15 protein-coding genes are annotated in these 17,505 nt (G+C 39.0%); 11 read left to right on the top strand and 4 right to left on the bottom strand.

Going from position 1 to position 17,505, the window contains the following annotated elements; all coding sequences use genetic code 11:
* The first annotated feature begins 54 nt into the window (after positions 1 to 54).
* From lpdA to sucD, 3 genes are all read left to right on the top strand, one after another.
* Entirely contained in the window at positions 55 to 1,488 is a 1,434-nt protein-coding gene (lpdA, locus tag ACE01T_RS02320; RefSeq protein WP_180042363.1) for a dihydrolipoyl dehydrogenase, read from the top strand.
* Between the two features lie 182 nt (positions 1,489 to 1,670).
* Positions 1,671 to 2,837: an ADP-forming succinate--CoA ligase subunit beta gene (sucC, locus tag ACE01T_RS02315; protein WP_395518651.1), complete on the top strand. Its 1,167-nt coding sequence runs from the start codon at positions 1,671 to 1,673 to the stop codon at positions 2,835 to 2,837.
* 12 nt (positions 2,838 to 2,849) lie between these two features.
* A complete protein-coding gene (gene sucD / locus ACE01T_RS02310; protein WP_395518650.1) occupies positions 2,850 to 3,740 on the top strand; it encodes a succinate--CoA ligase subunit alpha in 891 nt (296 codons plus the stop codon).
* A gap of 533 nt (positions 3,741 to 4,273) precedes the next feature.
* Here the strand turns inward: sucD and ACE01T_RS02305 are convergent.
* The gene (locus ACE01T_RS02305; protein ID WP_180042357.1) at positions 4,274 to 4,522 is read right to left on the bottom strand and encodes a helix-turn-helix domain-containing protein; all 249 of its coding nucleotides are present in this window, start codon (positions 4,520 to 4,522) and stop codon (positions 4,274 to 4,276) included.
* A 513-nt stretch (positions 4,523 to 5,035) separates the two neighbouring features.
* On the opposite strand from ACE01T_RS02305, the gene pgaA reads away from it, so the two are divergent.
* Genes pgaA through pgaD form a run of 4 tightly spaced genes read left to right on the top strand, consistent with a single transcriptional unit; the run spans position 5,036 to position 11,112 of the window.
* A complete protein-coding gene (gene pgaA, locus ACE01T_RS02300) occupies positions 5,036 to 7,507 on the top strand; it encodes a poly-beta-1,6 N-acetyl-D-glucosamine export porin PgaA (protein ID WP_180081301.1) in 2,472 nt (823 codons plus the stop codon).
* Positions 7,507 to 9,345: a poly-beta-1,6-N-acetyl-D-glucosamine N-deacetylase PgaB gene (gene pgaB / locus ACE01T_RS02295; RefSeq protein ID WP_395518649.1), complete on the top strand. Its 1,839-nt coding sequence runs from the start codon at positions 7,507 to 7,509 to the stop codon at positions 9,343 to 9,345. The genes pgaA and pgaB (ACE01T_RS02295) overlap by 1 nt, the downstream gene beginning before the upstream one ends.
* Positions 9,345 to 10,613: a poly-beta-1,6-N-acetyl-D-glucosamine synthase gene (pgaC, locus tag ACE01T_RS02290; RefSeq protein ID WP_166170351.1), complete on the top strand. Its 1,269-nt coding sequence runs from the start codon at positions 9,345 to 9,347 to the stop codon at positions 10,611 to 10,613. Before pgaB (ACE01T_RS02295) ends, pgaC begins: the two co-directional genes overlap by 1 nt.
* Complete coding sequence (gene pgaD, locus ACE01T_RS02285; RefSeq protein ID WP_395518648.1) at positions 10,606 to 11,112, top strand: poly-beta-1,6-N-acetyl-D-glucosamine biosynthesis protein PgaD; 507 nt, start codon at positions 10,606 to 10,608, stop codon at positions 11,110 to 11,112. Before pgaC ends, pgaD begins: the two co-directional genes overlap by 8 nt.
* Here the strand turns inward: pgaD and pgaB (ACE01T_RS02280) are convergent.
* From pgaB (ACE01T_RS02280) to ACE01T_RS02270, 3 genes are all read right to left on the bottom strand, one after another.
* Positions 11,078 to 12,307, bottom strand: coding sequence for a poly-beta-1,6-N-acetyl-D-glucosamine N-deacetylase PgaB (pgaB, locus tag ACE01T_RS02280; protein WP_395518647.1), 1,230 nt, complete (start codon positions 12,305 to 12,307; stop codon positions 11,078 to 11,080). The two genes, pgaD and pgaB (ACE01T_RS02280), sit on opposite strands and share 35 nt — an antisense overlap.
* 84 nt (positions 12,308 to 12,391) lie before the next feature.
* Positions 12,392 to 12,736, bottom strand: a complete 345-nt coding sequence (locus ACE01T_RS02275) for a VOC family protein (protein ID WP_395518646.1) — start codon at positions 12,734 to 12,736, stop codon at positions 12,392 to 12,394.
* A gap of 207 nt (positions 12,737 to 12,943) precedes the next feature.
* Entirely contained in the window at positions 12,944 to 13,480 is a 537-nt protein-coding gene (locus ACE01T_RS02270) for a hypothetical protein (RefSeq protein ID WP_395518645.1), read from the bottom strand.
* A gap of 350 nt (positions 13,481 to 13,830) precedes the next feature.
* On the opposite strand from ACE01T_RS02270, the gene cysD reads away from it, so the two are divergent.
* The 4 genes from cysD to ACE01T_RS02250 all read left to right on the top strand — a co-directional run bounded on the left by cysD (position 13,831) and on the right by ACE01T_RS02250 (position 17,465).
* Complete coding sequence (gene cysD, locus ACE01T_RS02265; protein WP_171522023.1) at positions 13,831 to 14,739, top strand: sulfate adenylyltransferase subunit CysD; 909 nt, start codon at positions 13,831 to 13,833, stop codon at positions 14,737 to 14,739.
* A gap of 45 nt (positions 14,740 to 14,784) precedes the next feature.
* Positions 14,785 to 16,401 (top strand): sulfate adenylyltransferase subunit CysN, encoded by a 1,617-nt coding sequence (gene cysN, locus ACE01T_RS02260; RefSeq protein WP_395518644.1) that lies wholly within the window; start codon positions 14,785 to 14,787, stop codon positions 16,399 to 16,401.
* 148 nt (positions 16,402 to 16,549) lie between these two features.
* Positions 16,550 to 16,822: a hypothetical protein gene (locus tag ACE01T_RS02255; RefSeq protein ID WP_395518643.1), complete on the top strand. Its 273-nt coding sequence runs from the start codon at positions 16,550 to 16,552 to the stop codon at positions 16,820 to 16,822.
* Positions 16,823 to 16,886: 64 nt separating this feature from the next.
* Positions 16,887 to 17,465 carry a hypothetical protein gene (locus ACE01T_RS02250; protein ID WP_395518642.1) on the top strand — a complete coding sequence of 193 codons (579 nt, stop codon included), beginning with the start codon at positions 16,887 to 16,889 and terminating at the stop codon, positions 17,463 to 17,465.
* Positions 17,466 to 17,505: the final 40 nt, after the last annotated feature.

The raw sequence follows: 17,505 nt of genomic DNA, 5'->3' as shown, positions 1-17,505 counted from the left end.
AGAATAAATCCATGGGCTTAGAGCGATCCTCTAGGCCCATTTTTGGAGAGCATAATGTCTCAACAATTTGATTTAGTAGTAATTGGCGGTGGACCAGGTGGTTATGAAGCTGCAATTCGTGCAGCTCAACTTGGTTTTAAAGTTGCGTGTATCGAAAAACGTATTCATAAAGGCAAACCTTCTTTAGGTGGTACTTGCTTAAACGTGGGTTGTATCCCGTCTAAGGCATTACTTGATTCTTCACACCGTTATGAAGACACCGTAAAACATTTAGATGATCACGGTATTACCACTGGTGAAGTAAGTTTCGACTTGTCTAAGCTTCTTGCACGTAAAGATAAAATCGTTGACCAGTTGACTGGCGGTATTGACCAGTTATTAAAAGGTAACGGTGTCGAGTGGTTAAAAGGTACTGGTAAATTACTGGCAGGTAAAAAAGTTGAGTTCGTTTCTCACGAAGGTGAAACTCAAGTTTTAGAGCCTAAGTATGTCATTCTTGCCACTGGTTCTGTGCCAGTAAATATTCCTGTAGCTCCTGTTGATCAAGATATCATTGTTGATTCAACTGGCGCGCTTGAATTCCCAGAAGTGCCTAAACGTTTAGGTGTTATTGGTGCAGGCGTGATTGGTCTTGAGCTTGGTTCAGTATGGCGTCGTTTAGGTGCAGAAGTTGTTGTATTTGAAGCAATGGATGCATTCTTGCCAATGGCGGATAAAGCATTGGCAAAAGACTTCCAGAAACTGTTAACTAAGCAAGGTCTTGATATCCGTGTAGGCGCGAAAGTGTCTGGTACTGAAATTAACGGTCGTGAAGTAACTGTTAAGTACACTCAAGGCGGTGAAGACAAAGAGCAAACTTTCGATAAGTTGATCGTTTGTGTAGGCCGTCGTGCTTATGCTGAAGGTTTATTGGCAGATGATTGTGGCATTAAACTGACTGAACGCGGTCTGGTTGAAGTGAACGATTGGTGTGCGACTTCTGTGGAAGGCGTATATGCAATTGGTGACTTGGTACGTGGTCCAATGCTTGCACACAAAGCAATGGAAGAAGGCGTAATGGCTGTAGAGCGTATTCATGGTCATGCTGCACAAGTGAACTACGACACGATTATTTCTGTTATCTATACTCACCCGGAAGCAGCGTGGGTCGGTTTAACAGAAGAGCAAGCCAAAGAAAAAGGCCACGAAGTTAAAACTGGTCAATTCGGTTTTGCTGTAAATGGCCGTGCTTTAGCTGCGGGCGAAGGTGCTGGTTTCGTGAAGTTTGTTGCTGATGCAAAAACTGACCGTTTACTTGGTATGCATGTGATTGGACCAGCTGCGTCTGATATCGTACACCAAGGTATGATTGCACTTGAGTTTGTATCTTCAGTTGAAGATTTACAGTTGATGACTTTTGGTCATCCAACCTTCTCTGAAGTGGTTCATGAAGCTGCACTTGCAGTAGATGGACGAGCGATTCACGCGATTCAACGTAAGCGTAAGTAAGACAAAAAAGAGCGGCTTAGGTCGCTCTTTTTACATTTGATAGTTGTTTTTATTAGAACAATCATCTAAAAATAAAGATAAGAATCATTTTAAGTTCTCAAAATACCAATATTGATTGATGTGAACCAAAAGATATTGGTGAATGTAATAACAAAGTCAAATAAGTACTAAAAGGTTGTTCAATGAATTTACATGAGTATCAAGCAAAAACATTATTAAAAAAATATGGGATGCCGGTTCAAGAGGGCATCTTGACAACAAATGCAGAAGAAACCGTAAAAGCTTTTGAGCAGCTTGGTGGTAAATTTGCAGTACTCAAAGCTCAAGTCCATGCCGGGGGACGCGGTAAGGCTGGTGGGGTAAAAGTCGTGAAGTCTGCACAAGAAGCTGCAGACTATGCCAATCAGATCATTGGTACTCGTTTAGTGACTTATCAGACGGATGCCAATGGACAACCAGTCAACAGCATTTTAGTCTCTGAAGATGTTTATCCAGTTGAACGCGAGCTGTATCTTGGTGCAGTCGTCGACCGTTCCAGCCGTCGTGTAACTTTTATGGCATCGACTGAAGGTGGGGTCGAAATTGAAAAAGTGGCTGAAGAAACCCCAGAAAAAATTATAAAAGTCGAAGTCGATCCATTGGTTGGACTGATGCCATTTCAAGCTCGTGAAGTGGCTTTTGCTCTTCATTTGAAAGATGGTCAGATCAATCAGTTTGTCAAAATTATGACCGCAGCTTATCAGGCATTTATTGAAAATGATTTTGCCCTATTTGAGATTAACCCACTTTCAGTTCGTGAAAATGGTGACATCTTATGTGTGGATGCCAAAGTCGGGATCGACTCTAACGCCTTATACCGTTTACCCGAAATTGTAGCGATGCGTGACAAGTCTCAGGAAAATGAACGCGAATTAAAAGCTTCAGAACATGACCTGAATTATGTAGCCTTAAAAGGTAACATTGGATGTATGGTCAATGGAGCTGGGCTTGCTATGGCAACTATGGACATCATCAAACTGTATGGTGGTCAGCCTGCGAACTTCCTTGATGTTGGCGGTGGTGCAACCAAAGAGCGCGTTATTGAAGCATTTAAAATTATTTTGGCAGACAGCTCGGTACAAGGGGTTTTAATTAATATTTTTGGTGGAATTGTACGTTGTGACATGATTGCTGAAGCCATTATTGCAGCGGTCCAGGAAGTTCACGTAACCGTGCCGGTCGTTGTGCGTTTAGAAGGAAATAACGCAGAACTGGGTGCCAGGTTATTGGATGAATCTGGACTCACGTTAATCTCTGCATCAGGTTTAGCTGATGCAGCAGAAAAAATTGTCGCTGCGGTAAAAGCTTAAGGAGTATCAATCATGAGCGTATTAATTAATAAAGACACCAAAGTATTGGTACAAGGTTTTACCGGTAAAAATGGTACGTTTCACTCAGAGCAAGCATTGGCTTATGGCACTAAAGTTGTCGGTGGTGTAACGCCAGGTAAGGGGGGGCAAAGCCATTTAAACCTACCTGTATTCAACACCATGAAAGATGCAGTCAAAGAAACAGGCGCAGATGCCTCGGTCATTTATGTACCTGCACCATTTGTATTGGATTCAATTGTAGAGGCAGTAGATTCTGGGATTGAACTTATTGTTGTAATTACTGAAGGTGTGCCAACTTTAGATATGTTAAAGGCCAAGCGTTATCTTGAAACCAATGGCAATGGTGCACGTTTAATCGGTCCAAACTGTCCGGGTATTATTACCCCGGGAGAATGTAAAATCGGCATTATGCCAGGACATATTCATCAGCCAGGTAAAATCGGAATTATCTCACGTTCGGGTACACTAACCTATGAAGCTGTAGCTCAGACTACAAAGCTCGGTTTAGGTCAGTCAACCTGTATTGGCATTGGGGGAGACCCAATTCCAGGCATGAACCAGATTGATTGCTTGAAGTTGTTCCAAGAAGACCCGCAGACCGAAGCCATTATCATGATTGGTGAAATTGGCGGTAGCGCAGAAGAGGAAGCAGCTGAATATATTCAGTCTCATGTCACCAAGCCGGTTGTGGGCTATATTGCAGGTGTGACTGCACCAAAAGGTAAGCGTATGGGGCATGCAGGTGCAATTATTTCTGGTGGTAAGGGCACAGCAGAAGAAAAATTTGCAGCCTTTGAAAAAGCGGGTATGGCTTATACGCGTAGTCCTGCAGAGCTCGGATCAACCATGCTAGAAGTTTTAAAACGCCAAAACCTGGCCTGAGTCAATCAATAAACTTGAAAGCTCTCAATTGAGGGCTTTTTATTTTATGGTCTTTGATAAGCTGGGTATCTGACATTGAAAAAACTTCATATAAAAAATGAGAAACCAGACTTTTTGCAAAATCACTTTTTAAATTATTTCAATGTTGTAAATTACAGTAATCAAATTCATGCCTAAACCTATACCTTTACATCGACTATAGTAAAGTGTAGCAAGAATTTTGAAGAATCTTTAATTTACCATTTACCTGCTCAATTCGAAAACGATGTTTGCCCATTTCTCGATTACTCTGCTTATGTAAGAAAGTTAATGGGTTGTTTTACTTGCTGAAAATGTGGTCGGCGTCTGATCCCTAATCGGCTTAAAGCTGGTTACTCTTTATCAATAAGTATAAGGGCTTGATATCTCCGCTTCTTGTGCTGATCTTTAGACAATGAAAATCATGTGTACTTCCTTATGCAAGACCTATTGGAATCATCTGCATCGTTTCATCATGAATTGTCAGTTGAGCTTTAATCGTATGGTATTTTTTCTTAGCACTTATAGAATTTTTTTCCGCTTTTTGGGGAATGCTTCATTGCCATCTCAGTGGCATCAACAATAACAACCTCCCCATCTAAGCCTTCACTATGAGATAATTTCCTAGGCAAATGAAACTTATCATATTTTATTAAAATATTTTCGATCTTTTGGATGATTCCACATGCATTAGATGCATGTATTTCATGGCTCATAGCGACAGGAAAAAGTGTTTGATATTTATGCCAATAACGTAGAGTCATTAATGGTTAATCTTTCGGTAAAAGGCTAAAAGGTCTGCCTCGTCCGGTATTTGCTTGGCTTATTTTTAATACTTCGAGCACTTCTAAAAAAAATTCTAGGTTGTATTCCAATAAGTCATTTGAATTGACTGCTTAATAATATTTTAACTTTTGAATATTTTATGTTCCTATAATAATAGAACATATCTTTTCTGTATGAATGAAAATACTCAACTTATTGAGTATTTTTGATTTATACAAGATATTCATTTTGAGTAATAATGTTTTTATAAAGTGGTTAAGATGAAGGATTATATAAAAAATTAATTATTAAATAAATAAAATATTGCTGTTAAAATAATTTGCTAAGATAAAAAAATAATATATTTCACAATTAAAATAATGTGATATTTATCGCATAAAATAATAAAAACACAAAATTATACACAATATTTTTGTTAATACGGTCTTTTATTTATATATTGTGGATTACAATATGACCATTAATAACAATGAATAAAGAATATTTTAATTATGAACTTTAATCTCACTATACTATCGATCTCCTGTGGGACTTTACTGTTTTCTACATTGTCATTCGCAGAATTGATCTATAAAGACGTTGTTGATCAACAACGTGAAAAAATTGTACCTTTAATTAAACAAGGCCAGGTGGATACTGGATTACAAAAACTCAGGCAATTATTGGGGCGCTATCCCAATAATCAAAAATTGATTGCTGATTTTGTACTAATGGCTTATGAAAATAAAAAATTTGCAGAATCAGATATTCGCTACCTGAAGGGTATTCAAAGTCAGCAATTTCCAGACTATGGAAAAATATATGTTATTAAGGCACTACGCGACTTAAAAAAATTTGAGCTTGCAGAAAACTGGGCCAAAAACTTTGCCAAAACCGATTCTAATCAACAATGGATCGTGTGGGCAGGAATATTACAAGCAGAAGCCGGTAAAAAGGCTCAGGCGAAAAAAACCCTTTCTCAAGTTGATATTAATCAAGTCGAAGCAGATTATTTAGCACAGCTTTCCTATACTTACCGGATACTAGATATGCCTGTTGAGGCATTGAATACGGCTAATCTGGCTCTTGAAAAGAGCAAGGACATGGGTACCGAGGAACAGTATGCATTAGCATTGCTGAATAATGCAGATTACGCTAATGCGGAAAACTTTATACAAAACAGTAACTCATTAAAAGAGAATACTGATCTCAGAGCCAATGCCAAAATTAGTGAATTTTCTCAGCGGATTCAAAATGCTGTGGAATATTATAAACTTTCAATTTATCGAGGACGAAAACAGCCGTACCAGCAACTCGATGAAGTGCTCGCAGATATGGAGCAATACGAATCACAATTGCCGAATGATTCCAATTGGAAACGCCGTTTTTATTATGAATACATCTATGCCTTAAACGAGCGAAATCGCTCTAAAAAAGTTTTTGAACAAATTTCAAAAACAGGAGTGCCTCTAGAACAGATGCCTCCTTATGTGCGTCAAGCTATTGCAGATGCTTACTTTAAGAATCAACAACCTCAAATAGCTGAAAAAATTTATAAAAGCTTATTGAATGAAAAGAGCTATGCTCATTTTGAGCTATATGCAGGCTTGTATTACTCATTAATTGAACAAGAGAAATATAAGGAAGCTGATCAATTACTCAAAACGATGGACAAGGCATTACCTACTTTCCAATACAGTAATGCTAAAGGTGTGGATAAGGTTACTCATGATGACCGGAGTGAATATTTAGCTTTAGTCGGGCTTAATTACGCCTATCGTCAAGAATATGCTAAAGCAGAACAATACTATGAACAATTAATTGCAAAAGCACCGAATAACGTTCTTTTTCAAAATAATCGTGCATTCATTCAACTTTTGCGTGAAAACCCACAGCGTGCAGAATGGATTGTATCTCAATGGGATGGAGTCATACCTGTAGATGAAGGCATCCGGATCCGTCATTTAGAAAATCTGCGAGCTTTGGAAAATATCCAGCAATGGCGTCTGCAAAGTACTGAACTCATGCAAACCATGCCTGAAGATACGACCGTAATAAAAAATAAAAAACAGCTTGATGACCGTAATCATGCCTCTATTCAACATCAGAGTAACTTTTCAGAAAGTGATTCTGATAACTCGGCTTTACTTAATCGTTTGAAGGGGAACCGTGAGCAGGATCATTTTACCCGTATTCACAGCCCATGGTTTTTTGATAATTATCGTACTTATGTAGATCACAGTTTTCGTTCTGGTGAATATGATACGGGCACAATTGAAGATCAACGCGTAGGTTTAGGACTGGAATGGGCATCACGTCGTAAAGCAGTGAATATCATGTTGTCTCAGAGTATCGATAATCCACAAGATCAAGACCGTTTTGGGATCAAGGCCAATTGGTCACAATGGCTGAATGATCATTGGCAGTATGCATTCGGATTTAATAGTCAGGCGGATATTCCATTACAGGCCATCCGAAAGGGCAATGAAGGTAAATCTTATACTTTTGATTTGAATTGGCAACAGCATGAATCTCGTAAGGCGGGTCTGGTCTATCTGTTAACTGATATTGATGATAATAATACACGCCAAGAGGTTTCGGCATACCTTAAACAGCAGATTTTCCAGGCTCCGCATCATATTACCAGTTTGACTTTAGCGGGTTATTACAGCCAGAACAAAGATGTCATTGTGGACTATTTCAATCCTGAAGAAAGTTATAGTGCAGAGTTGCATTTACAGCATGAGTGGATTACGTGGCGGAGATATGACCGCAATTTTACTCAAAATTTTGAAGCTACCGTTGGGACTTTTGGACAAGATAATTATTCCGCGAAGCCAATTTATAACGTTTTTTATGGACATGATTGGCAGGTTTCCCGGACTTGGAGTCTGAACTATGGCATAGGATGGGGAACTCATCCTTATGATGGTGAAGATGAAGAAAAAACTTATGCAACAGTGGGCTTTAAAGGAATTTTTTAATGAAACAAGTGATGAAAACCTTACTTTCTGCTGTCATGGTAACGGTCTTCGCCGTTCCTGCGACGGGTTTTACGCAAAATATAACCAAAAATACCACTGAAATACCTGATAACTTATTTGTTACCATTACTTTTCATGATGTTCGAGATGATGTTGCCCGTGAAGGAGATCGGGATCTTTATGCAATCAGTACTAAAAATTTAGGACGCTATTTTGCCTGGCTAAAACAGGAAGGCTGGCAAACCATCAGTTTGCAAGATGTATGGGATGCTCGGCAAAAGAAAAAGAAATTACCAAAAAAATCAGTGTTATTGACCTTTGATGATGGCGCACTCAGTAGTTATACCCGGGTTTTTCCATTATTAAAACAGTATAAATATTTCGCTGCTTTTGCTATTCCGACGAGCTGGATTAACGGGAATACCAAAGATGCTTATGAAGCCTATGGTCAAAATAGCTTAATGTCCTGGGATCAAATGCGTGAAATGCAGCGCTCAGGTCTGGTAGAGTTTGTTTCACATTCGGACAATATGCATAAGGGCATACTTGCCAATCCACAACAAAGTATGCAGCCTGCAGCAATTACACGTCAATTTTTACCAAAATATCAACGTTATGAATCTGATCAAGCTTATCAAAACAGGGTTGTAGAAGATTTACAACAATCCAAGAAAATTTTAGAAACTGAATTGGGAATAGATACACGCGCGATATTCTGGCCTTATGGGGCGGTGACCAAGGAAAGTGAAGAACTTGCAGAAAAAGCTGGTTTGCCTATGTCATTTAGCTTGGGCAGTATGTCAACCCTTGCTGATTCGGGGCAAACCTATCAACGTGCCCTAGTAATGAATAATCCAACCCCCGAAATGCTGCATGCAGAAATGCTGGATTTTTTAACTTTTGCAAGCGATATCCACAAACAGCGGAGAAGTTATATCCGTTTTGATTTGGCTGAAATGGTCAGTCCTAATGACAAAATTTTTGATCAAAAACTGGGGCAATTCTTAGATCAGATTAGTGCATTACAAACCAATACTATTTTATTAAAAACCGTAGCGGATGAAAATGGGGACGGAAAAATAGATGTTGCCTATTTTCCTAATCGTCAACTGGGTATGCGTAAGGATTTATTAAATCGTACAGTTTGGCAAGCACGCACCCGTGTGGGTAATCGGGTGTATGCTGAATTACCGATCAGTTTACAAACGAAACAGGGACTCAATTTTGCAGATCTTACTGCGGAATTAGTTAAGTATAATTCTTCAGTTGAAGGTGTAATGATCGATATTGGAGATGAGCTCGACTGCGCGATACAGAAAAAGACTTGGGATGGGGAATGCGCTGAAAAAATAAAACAGGTTTTTGATATAAAAGATCAAGCTAAAAAACAGGCAAAATATTACACCAATATCAGTAATAATTATCAAACTGTTTTGAAAATCACCTTAAAGGATAAGCATGTAGATGGATTAATGCCTTTGATGGAATATAGTTTAAATAATAATGATTTTCTTTATATTGAATTTGATCCGGTGAAAGATTCTGGAATATTTAAAACTTTAGAAAAACAACTGGAAAAATTAAACAGTATACAAAAACAGTATTTAATCGTGAGTTTTACAGTAAATCCGAATGGGAAAAGAAGTGATTGGAAAGAATATTCACAATATTATCAGGAATTAAAAAAATTATCCGTACAAAAAATTGGGATTAATAATTATCAGTTGAAGGCTGGACAGCAAGTTCAGGGACATCTTTACCAAGATCTAAGTATTAATACCAGTCCACTCACTTATCGTAATCCATATGAAAATAATACTGCGAAGGGGAGGAAATAATGACTGACTCAAGTTTATTTCAAATGAGTGATGTGTATTTTGGCTTTGCTTTTTTCTACCCATTATTTATGGCTTGGCTTTGGATTGCTGGGGGAATCTGGTTCTATTTAAAACATGAACGCAAGCAACCATCGTTACCTCATCCTAGCGAACATGGATGCAGTATTATTATTCCTTGTTTTAATGAGGCAGCACAGGTTAGGGATACCATAAAGTTTGCCATGCAAACGCAGTATCCGGATTTTGAAGTCATTGCGGTCAATGATGGTAGTCGAGATAAGACTGCTGAAATTCTAGACGAGCTTTTGCAAAAATATCCGAAACTCAGGGTTGTCCATTTGGCTGAAAATCAGGGCAAGGCCTATGCTTTACGTGCCGGTGCAATGGTGAGTCAAAATGAATATCTGGTTTGTATAGATGGTGATGCCTTAATCCATCCTCATGCAGTGTTATGGATGATGCATCATTTAACAAAATATCCACGGGTTGGGGCAGTCACGGGGAATCCACGTATTTTGAACCGCTCCAGTATTTTGGGCAAAATTCAGGTGGGTGAATTCTCTTCTATTATTGGATTAATTAAACGTGCACAACGTACCTATGGACGCATCTTTACTGTTTCAGGTGCAATCGTTGGTTTTCGTAAAACGGCACTAGACCGGATTGGATATTGGCGCGATGACATGATCACGGAGGATATCGATGTATCATGGCGCTTACAGTTCGATCATTGGGACTTGCAATATGTCCCAAGAGCATTGTGCTATATCTATATGCCTGAAACCTTCAACGGCTTGTGGAAACAGCGTTTGCGTTGGGCACAAGGAGGAGTAGAGGTTTTATTTGCTTATTTACCGAACTTATTTAGGTGGAATCGACGCCGTATGTGGCCTATTGCACTAGAGTCTATTATCAGTGTGGTTTGGGCATATGTGATGTTCGGTATTATTATCTTATATCTATATGGCCTATTTTTTTCTTTACCCGGAGAGTGGGCAATTCAATCTCTCTTTCCACAATGGTACGGGATTATTCTGGGTTTAACTTGCCTGATTCAATTCTTTGTTAGCTTATATATTGATAAACCCTATGATAAAGCCCGAATCTTCAGAAACTATTTTTGGGTCATTTGGTATCCACTGTTCTTCTGGATTCTGACTATGCTGACGACTGTGGTTGCATTACCTAAAACGATTTTTAAGACTCAAAAACGTGCACGCTGGGTAAGTCCAGATCGTGGATTTAGAGGAGAGCCAGAAAATGACTAAAGTATATAAATATTATTTAATTGAAGATGAGTCAAAATTAGAACTACCAGCGTACATTGATCAACCTGAATATGTAAGTAATAAAAGCCTGGGTTACAGTTTGCAAATCGTGGGTTGGTTTATGTTTATGTGGTTATTTATGCCAGTGTTGACCCTATTTTTATGGTGGTTTGAAAGTCAAACCATTTATCAGCAACTGGTCATACAAGCTCAACCCAATAGCCAGTTAAGTTTATTGAATCTTGTGGTGATGATTTTAAGCTTTATTGGCGTGCTGTTGCTTTGGGCAACTTATAACTGGGCCCGCTTTTCAGGTAAGGATCGTAGAAAAGCTCCATTAGCGGTCGCGGTACCCCAACTTGCCAGCAGTTTTAAGGTGAATACGGCAGATATTATCAATATGCAACAGGCCAGAAATTTAACCCTTTATTATAATAATAAAGGGTTACTGGAATTCTTTGAGACTAATCACCAGTTAAAAAAGCGGATTTCAGCTTAGAAGGTTGAGGATGTTCCTGTACAAAATCATCGGGGTAATAACCAATATGTTTTACCCCGTGTTTTTCTAAAAACTTGATGGTATCCACAATTTCTTCGGTGGAAAGCTGTTGATTGTTTCGCCAATTCAATGCTTGCAGTTCAAAGATGGTATGACTCAAATCCGGGTCGTATTTTTTTGACTGTTGTATGAGGTCGAAATAGAATTTTTGATGATCATCCGCTTCTTCCATATAAGGCATCGCCATAATGGCATTGTAGTCATAATATTGATAAGTACTTGGCATGGATTGACTAAACCAGTTTTCACTATGAGGCTCTAATACTACGGGTGCATACATATTACGTGCAGTCAGCAGATGAGGCTGTTGTTGTTTAATGATTTTGCTAATACCTGCGGCAAACTGATCCAGATATGCCGTTTTGAATTTGGCAAATTGTAATTGTTTAGATTGTCGTGGTTGTTTTAATAATTGATCTGCACTAAATCCCCAAGCCCGATACATACTCTGTGCTGGAGCAGAGCTGTCTTCATAATCATTCAGCGTGACATCATCATGGTAGAGCACACCATCTACCGCATTTGATTTGATAAAATCTAAATAAATCTCGGAAACATATTGCAGGTTTTTCGGATCAAATGGGGATACCCGAATATAGCCCTGTTTTCCGCCGTTGTTATGTGAGACATAAGTCAGTTTGTAATTTTTGGGAAACTCCCACGCCATTAAGGGCAACCAGGCATAAATATGCTTGACCTGGGTCTTGCTACGAATCTGGCTGACAAGAAGAGGAAAAAGATTGTCTCTGGTCGGGATATGGCGGTTTTTAAAGTACACCTGATTGGCTGAACCATTGGCATCGGGATCGGCAAAGGCTTGCAAGAAAATGGTATTGGGTTGAATCTTGTTAATACGTTGTAATAAAGCCTGAATATTTTCTTGCTGCTGTTCTTTATTTTTATCATATACATAGTCAATATCGATATGCATGATACGCATCTGATCGATTTTGCTGGTTTTTTTTAATGGCGGCGCAACTGATTTTTGTGTCATATTCTGCTGCACAATTGCATCAATAGGATGCGGTTTGATCTGTACGAAATCTGCAGCCTGTGTAGCCAATGGCAGACAGGTTAAGCTCCAACAAAGACAATGGCTAAGCCTGCTCTGGTATAAATTTTTTAAATTATTCATTATTATACTCACATTTCTTGGTTATAGAATTTTAAAAAATATCAATGGGTTGTTTTATTATTAGCTCATTCTGTTAAAGGGTGATCAGGCATGAATCAAATCATCAATCAGCAGCTTTTTCATTTTAAATAACGTTGCTTGTACATGAGAATTCTGCTTAACAATCTCGCCTAAATTTTCAGGGTGAATTTGCCAGCTCACCCCAAACTGGTCTTTACACCAGCTAGATTGACTCTCGATTCCTTTTAGCGTGATGCTATTCCAGTCATAATCAATCTCGGTCTGATTTTCGCATTCAATGATTTTTGCTTTTGCCGCATATTCGTTTGTGGCAATCATGTGACTATACGGAAAACTAGAGTAATACCATTCACAGGCTGCTTGGGCATTTTTTCCAAACCACAGGCAAGGATAAATAGAGGTCGTCATTATTATGTTCTATATAGGCCATATAAACAGATAATGTAGCGCTCTACCAGCATGACTCAAGTGAGTTTGTGCAGGTTAATTGTTTAAAATTGATTCAATTTAAATGAAAAATGCAGCCGATGAGACTGCATTTTTTAGCTGGCAAAAATTTATCTAGATTCAATCATTTGTGATATGAACTCTGAATGATATTTTTAATAAGCATGATTAAAGTAAACAGGTTTGAATACGGACTTTCATGTTCAAGGCCTGTTGCAGAATAAAGGCTTTCATCCAGTTGACCTGTTGTCCCATCGGATTGGTTTTGATGGCTGTCTTCAAGAAATCCAAGTTGGCCTGATTGAACAGTTGTGTTTCAATGGCCTGTTCAAGCTGAGCACTACTGGCTGTCATGGGCAGGCTCACCAGATAAAATGCCTTGGGATAGTTATAAAAGGCATACAACAAGTTAAAGGCTTTTTGATCGGCCTTAAGATTGCCTGCACCAATTTCATAGCTGCGATCCTGATTGCTATGGGTGACACCAATCAAAAAATCAAAATGATTATCCGAAAGTCTTAGTCCAAATTGCAGCCCAATCTGGTCAGCGGTGAGCTCATGTTGCACAAAATTATTCAGGATGGAGCCATCCTCTCCCCAAGGTTCTTGCAGCACCAGTAAATGTGGATTGTGCTGATAGATGTAGCCTGCAAGCTGTGCTTGTTCCAGGCTGGATTTCACGGATTCAATAGTACGGTCTGGCATAGGTATAATTCAAAAGAATACAGGAGATGGGAGAAAGTTTAGTTACTCTATGCAATTTTCAGCATGAATTACATAGATGTTTTAGAGGAATTAACAATCAGATTAGATTTTGTACATTTTAATGTTGGCTTGCGGTAAGGGTTATCTCTGAATACAATCAATAGATCATCATTTAAGTAAATCATTAATAAAAACTTATACTCTTTATTAGTTAAGCTTTATATGACAAATATGCATATTAATATAATAAAACAAGCAATAGATGTGATAACTAAATCTCTATAATGAATATATATTTTTTTAAAAGTGTAATAAGTACACGTTGATCTGAGCTGGTGTTGTCAATGTCCATAACTGAGGAAAGACTTACTCATCTTAAACAGCTTGAAGCTGAGAGTATTCACATTATTCGTGAAGTGGCTGCCGAATTTGAAAATCCGGTCATGTTGTATTCTATTGGTAAAGATTCTGCAGTGATGCTGCATCTTGCTTTAAAAGCCTTTTATCCTGCAAAACTTCCATTCCCGCTATTGCATGTCGATACAGGCTGGAAGTTTAAAGAGATGATCACCTTCCGCGATAACATGGCGAAAACCCATGGTTTCGATTTGATCGTGCATCAAAATAAAGAAGGCGTTGAAGCAGGAATCAATCCGTTTGATCATGGTAGTTCTAAATATACTGACATCATGAAAACCCAGGGCTTAAAACAGGCTTTGGATAAATACGGTTTTGATGCTGCCTTTGGTGGTGCACGCCGTGACGAAGAAAAATCACGTGCCAAAGAACGTGTTTACTCGTTCCGTGACAGTAAACACCGTTGGGATCCTAAAAACCAGCGTCCTGAGCTTTGGAACCTTTACAATGGTAAAGTAAACAAAGGCGAAAGTATTCGTGTGTTCCCGTTATCAAACTGGACTGAGCTTGATATCTGGCAATACATCTATTTGGAAAGTATTCCATTAGTACCACTTTATTTGGCTGCAGAACGTCCTGTGGTTGAACGCAGTGGCACACTGATTATGATTGATGATGAACGTATGCCTCTACAAGAGGGCGAAGTTCCACAAATGAAATCGGTACGTTTCCGTACTTTAGGGTGTTACCCACTTACGGGTGCAGTTGAATCAACGGCCAATACCTTGCCGGAAATTATCCAAGAGATGCTCTTGGCGACCAGCTCAGAACGTCAAGGTCGTATGATTGACCATGATGAAGCAGGCTCGATGGAGAAGAAAAAACAAGAAGGTTACTTCTAATTTTTCGATCTGAACCCGATTTCTAAAGTATGTGGAGTTTGAGCGATGTCTCATCAATCTGAACTGATTAGCCAGGATATCTTGGCGTATTTGAAACAACACGAAAATAAAGACTTACTGCGTTTTTTGACCTGCGGTAACGTGGATGATGGTAAATCGACTTTAATCGGTCGTTTGCTTTACGATTCGAAATTGATTTATGAAGATCAATTGCAAGCCGTAACCCGTGACTCGAAAAAAGTCGGTACCACAGGCGATGCACCTGACTTGGCATTACTTGTCGATGGTCTGCAAGCTGAACGTGAGCAGGGCATTACCATTGATGTAGCGTATCGTTATTTCTCTACTGAAAAGCGTAAGTTCATCATTGCCGATACTCCGGGGCATGAGCAATACACCCGTAACATGGCGACAGGCGCGTCTACCTGTGACCTTGCGATTATCCTGATTGATGCGCGTTATGGTGTGCAAACCCAGACCCGTCGTCATACCTATATTGCAAGCTTGCTGGGCATTAAGAACATTATTGTTGCAATCAACAAAATGGATCTAGTTGAATTCTCTGAAACGCGCTTCAATGAAATTCAGGCTGATTATGCAAACTTCGTTAACCAGTTAGGCGACCGTAAGCCAAGCAACATCATCTTTACGCCTATTTCTGCATTGAATGGCGATAACGTGGTGAACAAGTCGCCAAATACGCCGTGGTACACGGGCGAAACCTTGATGGGTACGCTTGAGTCTGTAGAAATTAACCGTGATACCGCGAAACGTGATTTCCGTTTCCCTGTGCAATATGTGAACCGTCCAAACCTCGACTTCCGTGGTTTTGCAGGTACGATTGCGTTGGGTGAAATCAATGTCGGCGATACAGTTGTGGCTTTACCATCGGGTAAGACTTCAACAGTGAAAGAAATCGTGACTTATGATGGCAACCTTGAACATGCTTTTGCTGGTCAAGCGGTGACATTAACGCTGAATGATGAAATTGACGTATCACGCGGTAATATGCTGGTTCGTGCAGATCAGGGCATTCCTGCCATTTCACGTTCGGTTAAAGCGACTGTGGTATGGATGGCGGATCAACCGCTGGTCATTGGCAAGTTGTATAACATCAAAATTGGTACACAAACGGTGCCTGCTAAAGTGACTGGCATTAACTTCCGTACCAATGTGAATACTCTTGAACACATGCAAGTGGATCATCTTGATCTTAATGCTATTGCCAATGTGACTGTTGAATTTGATGCGCCAGTGGTCTTTGACCGTTATCAGGATAGCCGTTATACCGGTTCGTTTATCTTCATTGATCGTTTGAATAACGTGACGATTGGTGCGGGTATGGTGGAAGAGTCTGTTGAATGGACTGCGCATAGCAACCCTGTCACAGCGGAAGACCGTGCGGCACGTTTGGGTCAAAAACCTGCGTCAATTACGGTGTCTGCCAAAGCATTGGAAAATGCGCAAGCGCTTGAAAACTTGTTGCTTCAACAAGGTATTGTGGCAATTGCGAAAGCTGATCTTGATGCTGCGCAAGTTGCACTGCTTCGTGAAACAGGTATTGCGGTCATTACTACTGTTGCAGAAGCGACAGATGTAAGCTTTATGCAAGAGTCTGTTGAAGAACTGGCTGAGAAAATTGTGGAATTGGTTCGTCTATAAGACTGGACTGATTTGAAAAGAAAACCCGCTGAAAAGGCGGGTTTTTTATTTGTTTAAGTTGTAAGTGTCTTAATAATATACAGTCATTCGAAAGTTGAACATTCACTTAAATTACTTCTCGATACAATACAAATATTGAGGGGTATTTATGAAAAAATTATTTATTTTAATAGGGTTATGTTTAGCCTTTGGTGTGGAAGCTAAACAAAGTAATGAAAGTACAGAAGCAATTAAGCAAAAAATAATTCAGCAGTCGATTGAAAGTTATCCCGGGAATTGTCCTTGTCCTTATAATACTGCGAGGAATGGCAGTCGTTGTGGGAAAAGGAGTGCCTATAATCGTGCTGGTGGATATGCACCGCTTTGCTATCCGGAAGATGTTAGTGAAAATATGGTAAAAAACTTTTTAAGTCGTAAATAATAAAGAAGAATGAGTCTATGAAAAAGTGTAAAAAATAATGTTGTACTTTAATTTAAATGGGGTAATGGGTGAACAAAATAACGATCAATCTTTTTATAAGAATGTAATGGGGGAATATTGCTCTCCGTTAACAGATTATTCATATCAATTTGAAAGAAAATTGATCAATTTAGAACACTCTATTCAAAAAGATGTATTTGGAACAATAGAAGCTTATTGGGGAGTTTCTAGAGTTTTATATCCATTACAAGAAATTGGTTTAAGTTCAGAGTCAAAACTCTCAGTTCAAGATTTTGGGGCGATAGTAATTAAAAACCTTCCGGAGGACACACTTAAATACTTATATTTAAATGAAATAGGATATTTGATATCTAATGTCCAAAATGTTGTAAATAGTATTATCCAAATCTTAGGAAGTTTTTTTGAAGATTTTAATGATCAATTACTTGTGATCCCTGCGGTGGATGGATACAGAGTAGTTAGTTCACCAAAAATTACAGCTTTAATTAGTAAATTAAATTCAGTTATTATCTCATTAGGTAGCTTATTAGATTACGCAGCAAAATTAGCTTATGAGAGTAAGCGTCCGCTGAATCCCATACCAATTTTAATTCGATTTAGGTTTCCAGCAGTGTGGCAGTAACTCTTCAATCTGGGTCACTTTATGTGTCGGCAGCCTTTTC

The sequence above is a fragment of the Acinetobacter uliginosus genome (assembly GCF_044130295.1).
GTDB lineage: Bacteria > Pseudomonadota > Gammaproteobacteria > Pseudomonadales > Moraxellaceae > Acinetobacter.
Note: the sequence above shows the minus strand (reverse complement) of the source record. Positions and strands in the feature narration are given on the sequence as shown.

Excerpts from the sequence above, each read along its gene's own strand:
- lpdA (WP_180042363.1), top strand. The coding sequence starts at position 55 with ATGTCTCAACAATTTGATTTAGTAGTAATTGGCGGTGGACCAGGTGGT.
- sucC (WP_395518651.1), top strand. The coding sequence starts at position 1,671 with ATGAATTTACATGAGTATCAAGCAAAAACATTATTAAAAAAATATGGG.
- sucD (WP_395518650.1), top strand. The coding sequence starts at position 2,850 with ATGAGCGTATTAATTAATAAAGACACCAAAGTATTGGTACAAGGTTTT.
- ACE01T_RS02305 (WP_180042357.1), bottom strand. The coding sequence starts at position 4,522 with ATGACTCTACGTTATTGGCATAAATATCAAACACTTTTTCCTGTCGCT.
- pgaA (WP_180081301.1), top strand. The coding sequence starts at position 5,036 with ATGAACTTTAATCTCACTATACTATCGATCTCCTGTGGGACTTTACTG.
- pgaB (WP_395518649.1), top strand. The coding sequence starts at position 7,507 with ATGAAACAAGTGATGAAAACCTTACTTTCTGCTGTCATGGTAACGGTC.
- pgaC (WP_166170351.1), top strand. The coding sequence starts at position 9,345 with ATGACTGACTCAAGTTTATTTCAAATGAGTGATGTGTATTTTGGCTTT.
- pgaD (WP_395518648.1), top strand. The coding sequence starts at position 10,606 with ATGACTAAAGTATATAAATATTATTTAATTGAAGATGAGTCAAAATTA.
- pgaB (WP_395518647.1), bottom strand. The coding sequence starts at position 12,307 with ATGAATAATTTAAAAAATTTATACCAGAGCAGGCTTAGCCATTGTCTT.
- ACE01T_RS02275 (WP_395518646.1), bottom strand. The coding sequence starts at position 12,736 with ATGACGACCTCTATTTATCCTTGCCTGTGGTTTGGAAAAAATGCCCAA.
- ACE01T_RS02270 (WP_395518645.1), bottom strand. The coding sequence starts at position 13,480 with ATGCCAGACCGTACTATTGAATCCGTGAAATCCAGCCTGGAACAAGCA.
- cysN (WP_395518644.1), top strand. The coding sequence starts at position 14,785 with ATGTCTCATCAATCTGAACTGATTAGCCAGGATATCTTGGCGTATTTG.
- ACE01T_RS02255 (WP_395518643.1), top strand. The coding sequence starts at position 16,550 with ATGAAAAAATTATTTATTTTAATAGGGTTATGTTTAGCCTTTGGTGTG.
- ACE01T_RS02250 (WP_395518642.1), top strand. The coding sequence starts at position 16,887 with ATGGGTGAACAAAATAACGATCAATCTTTTTATAAGAATGTAATGGGG.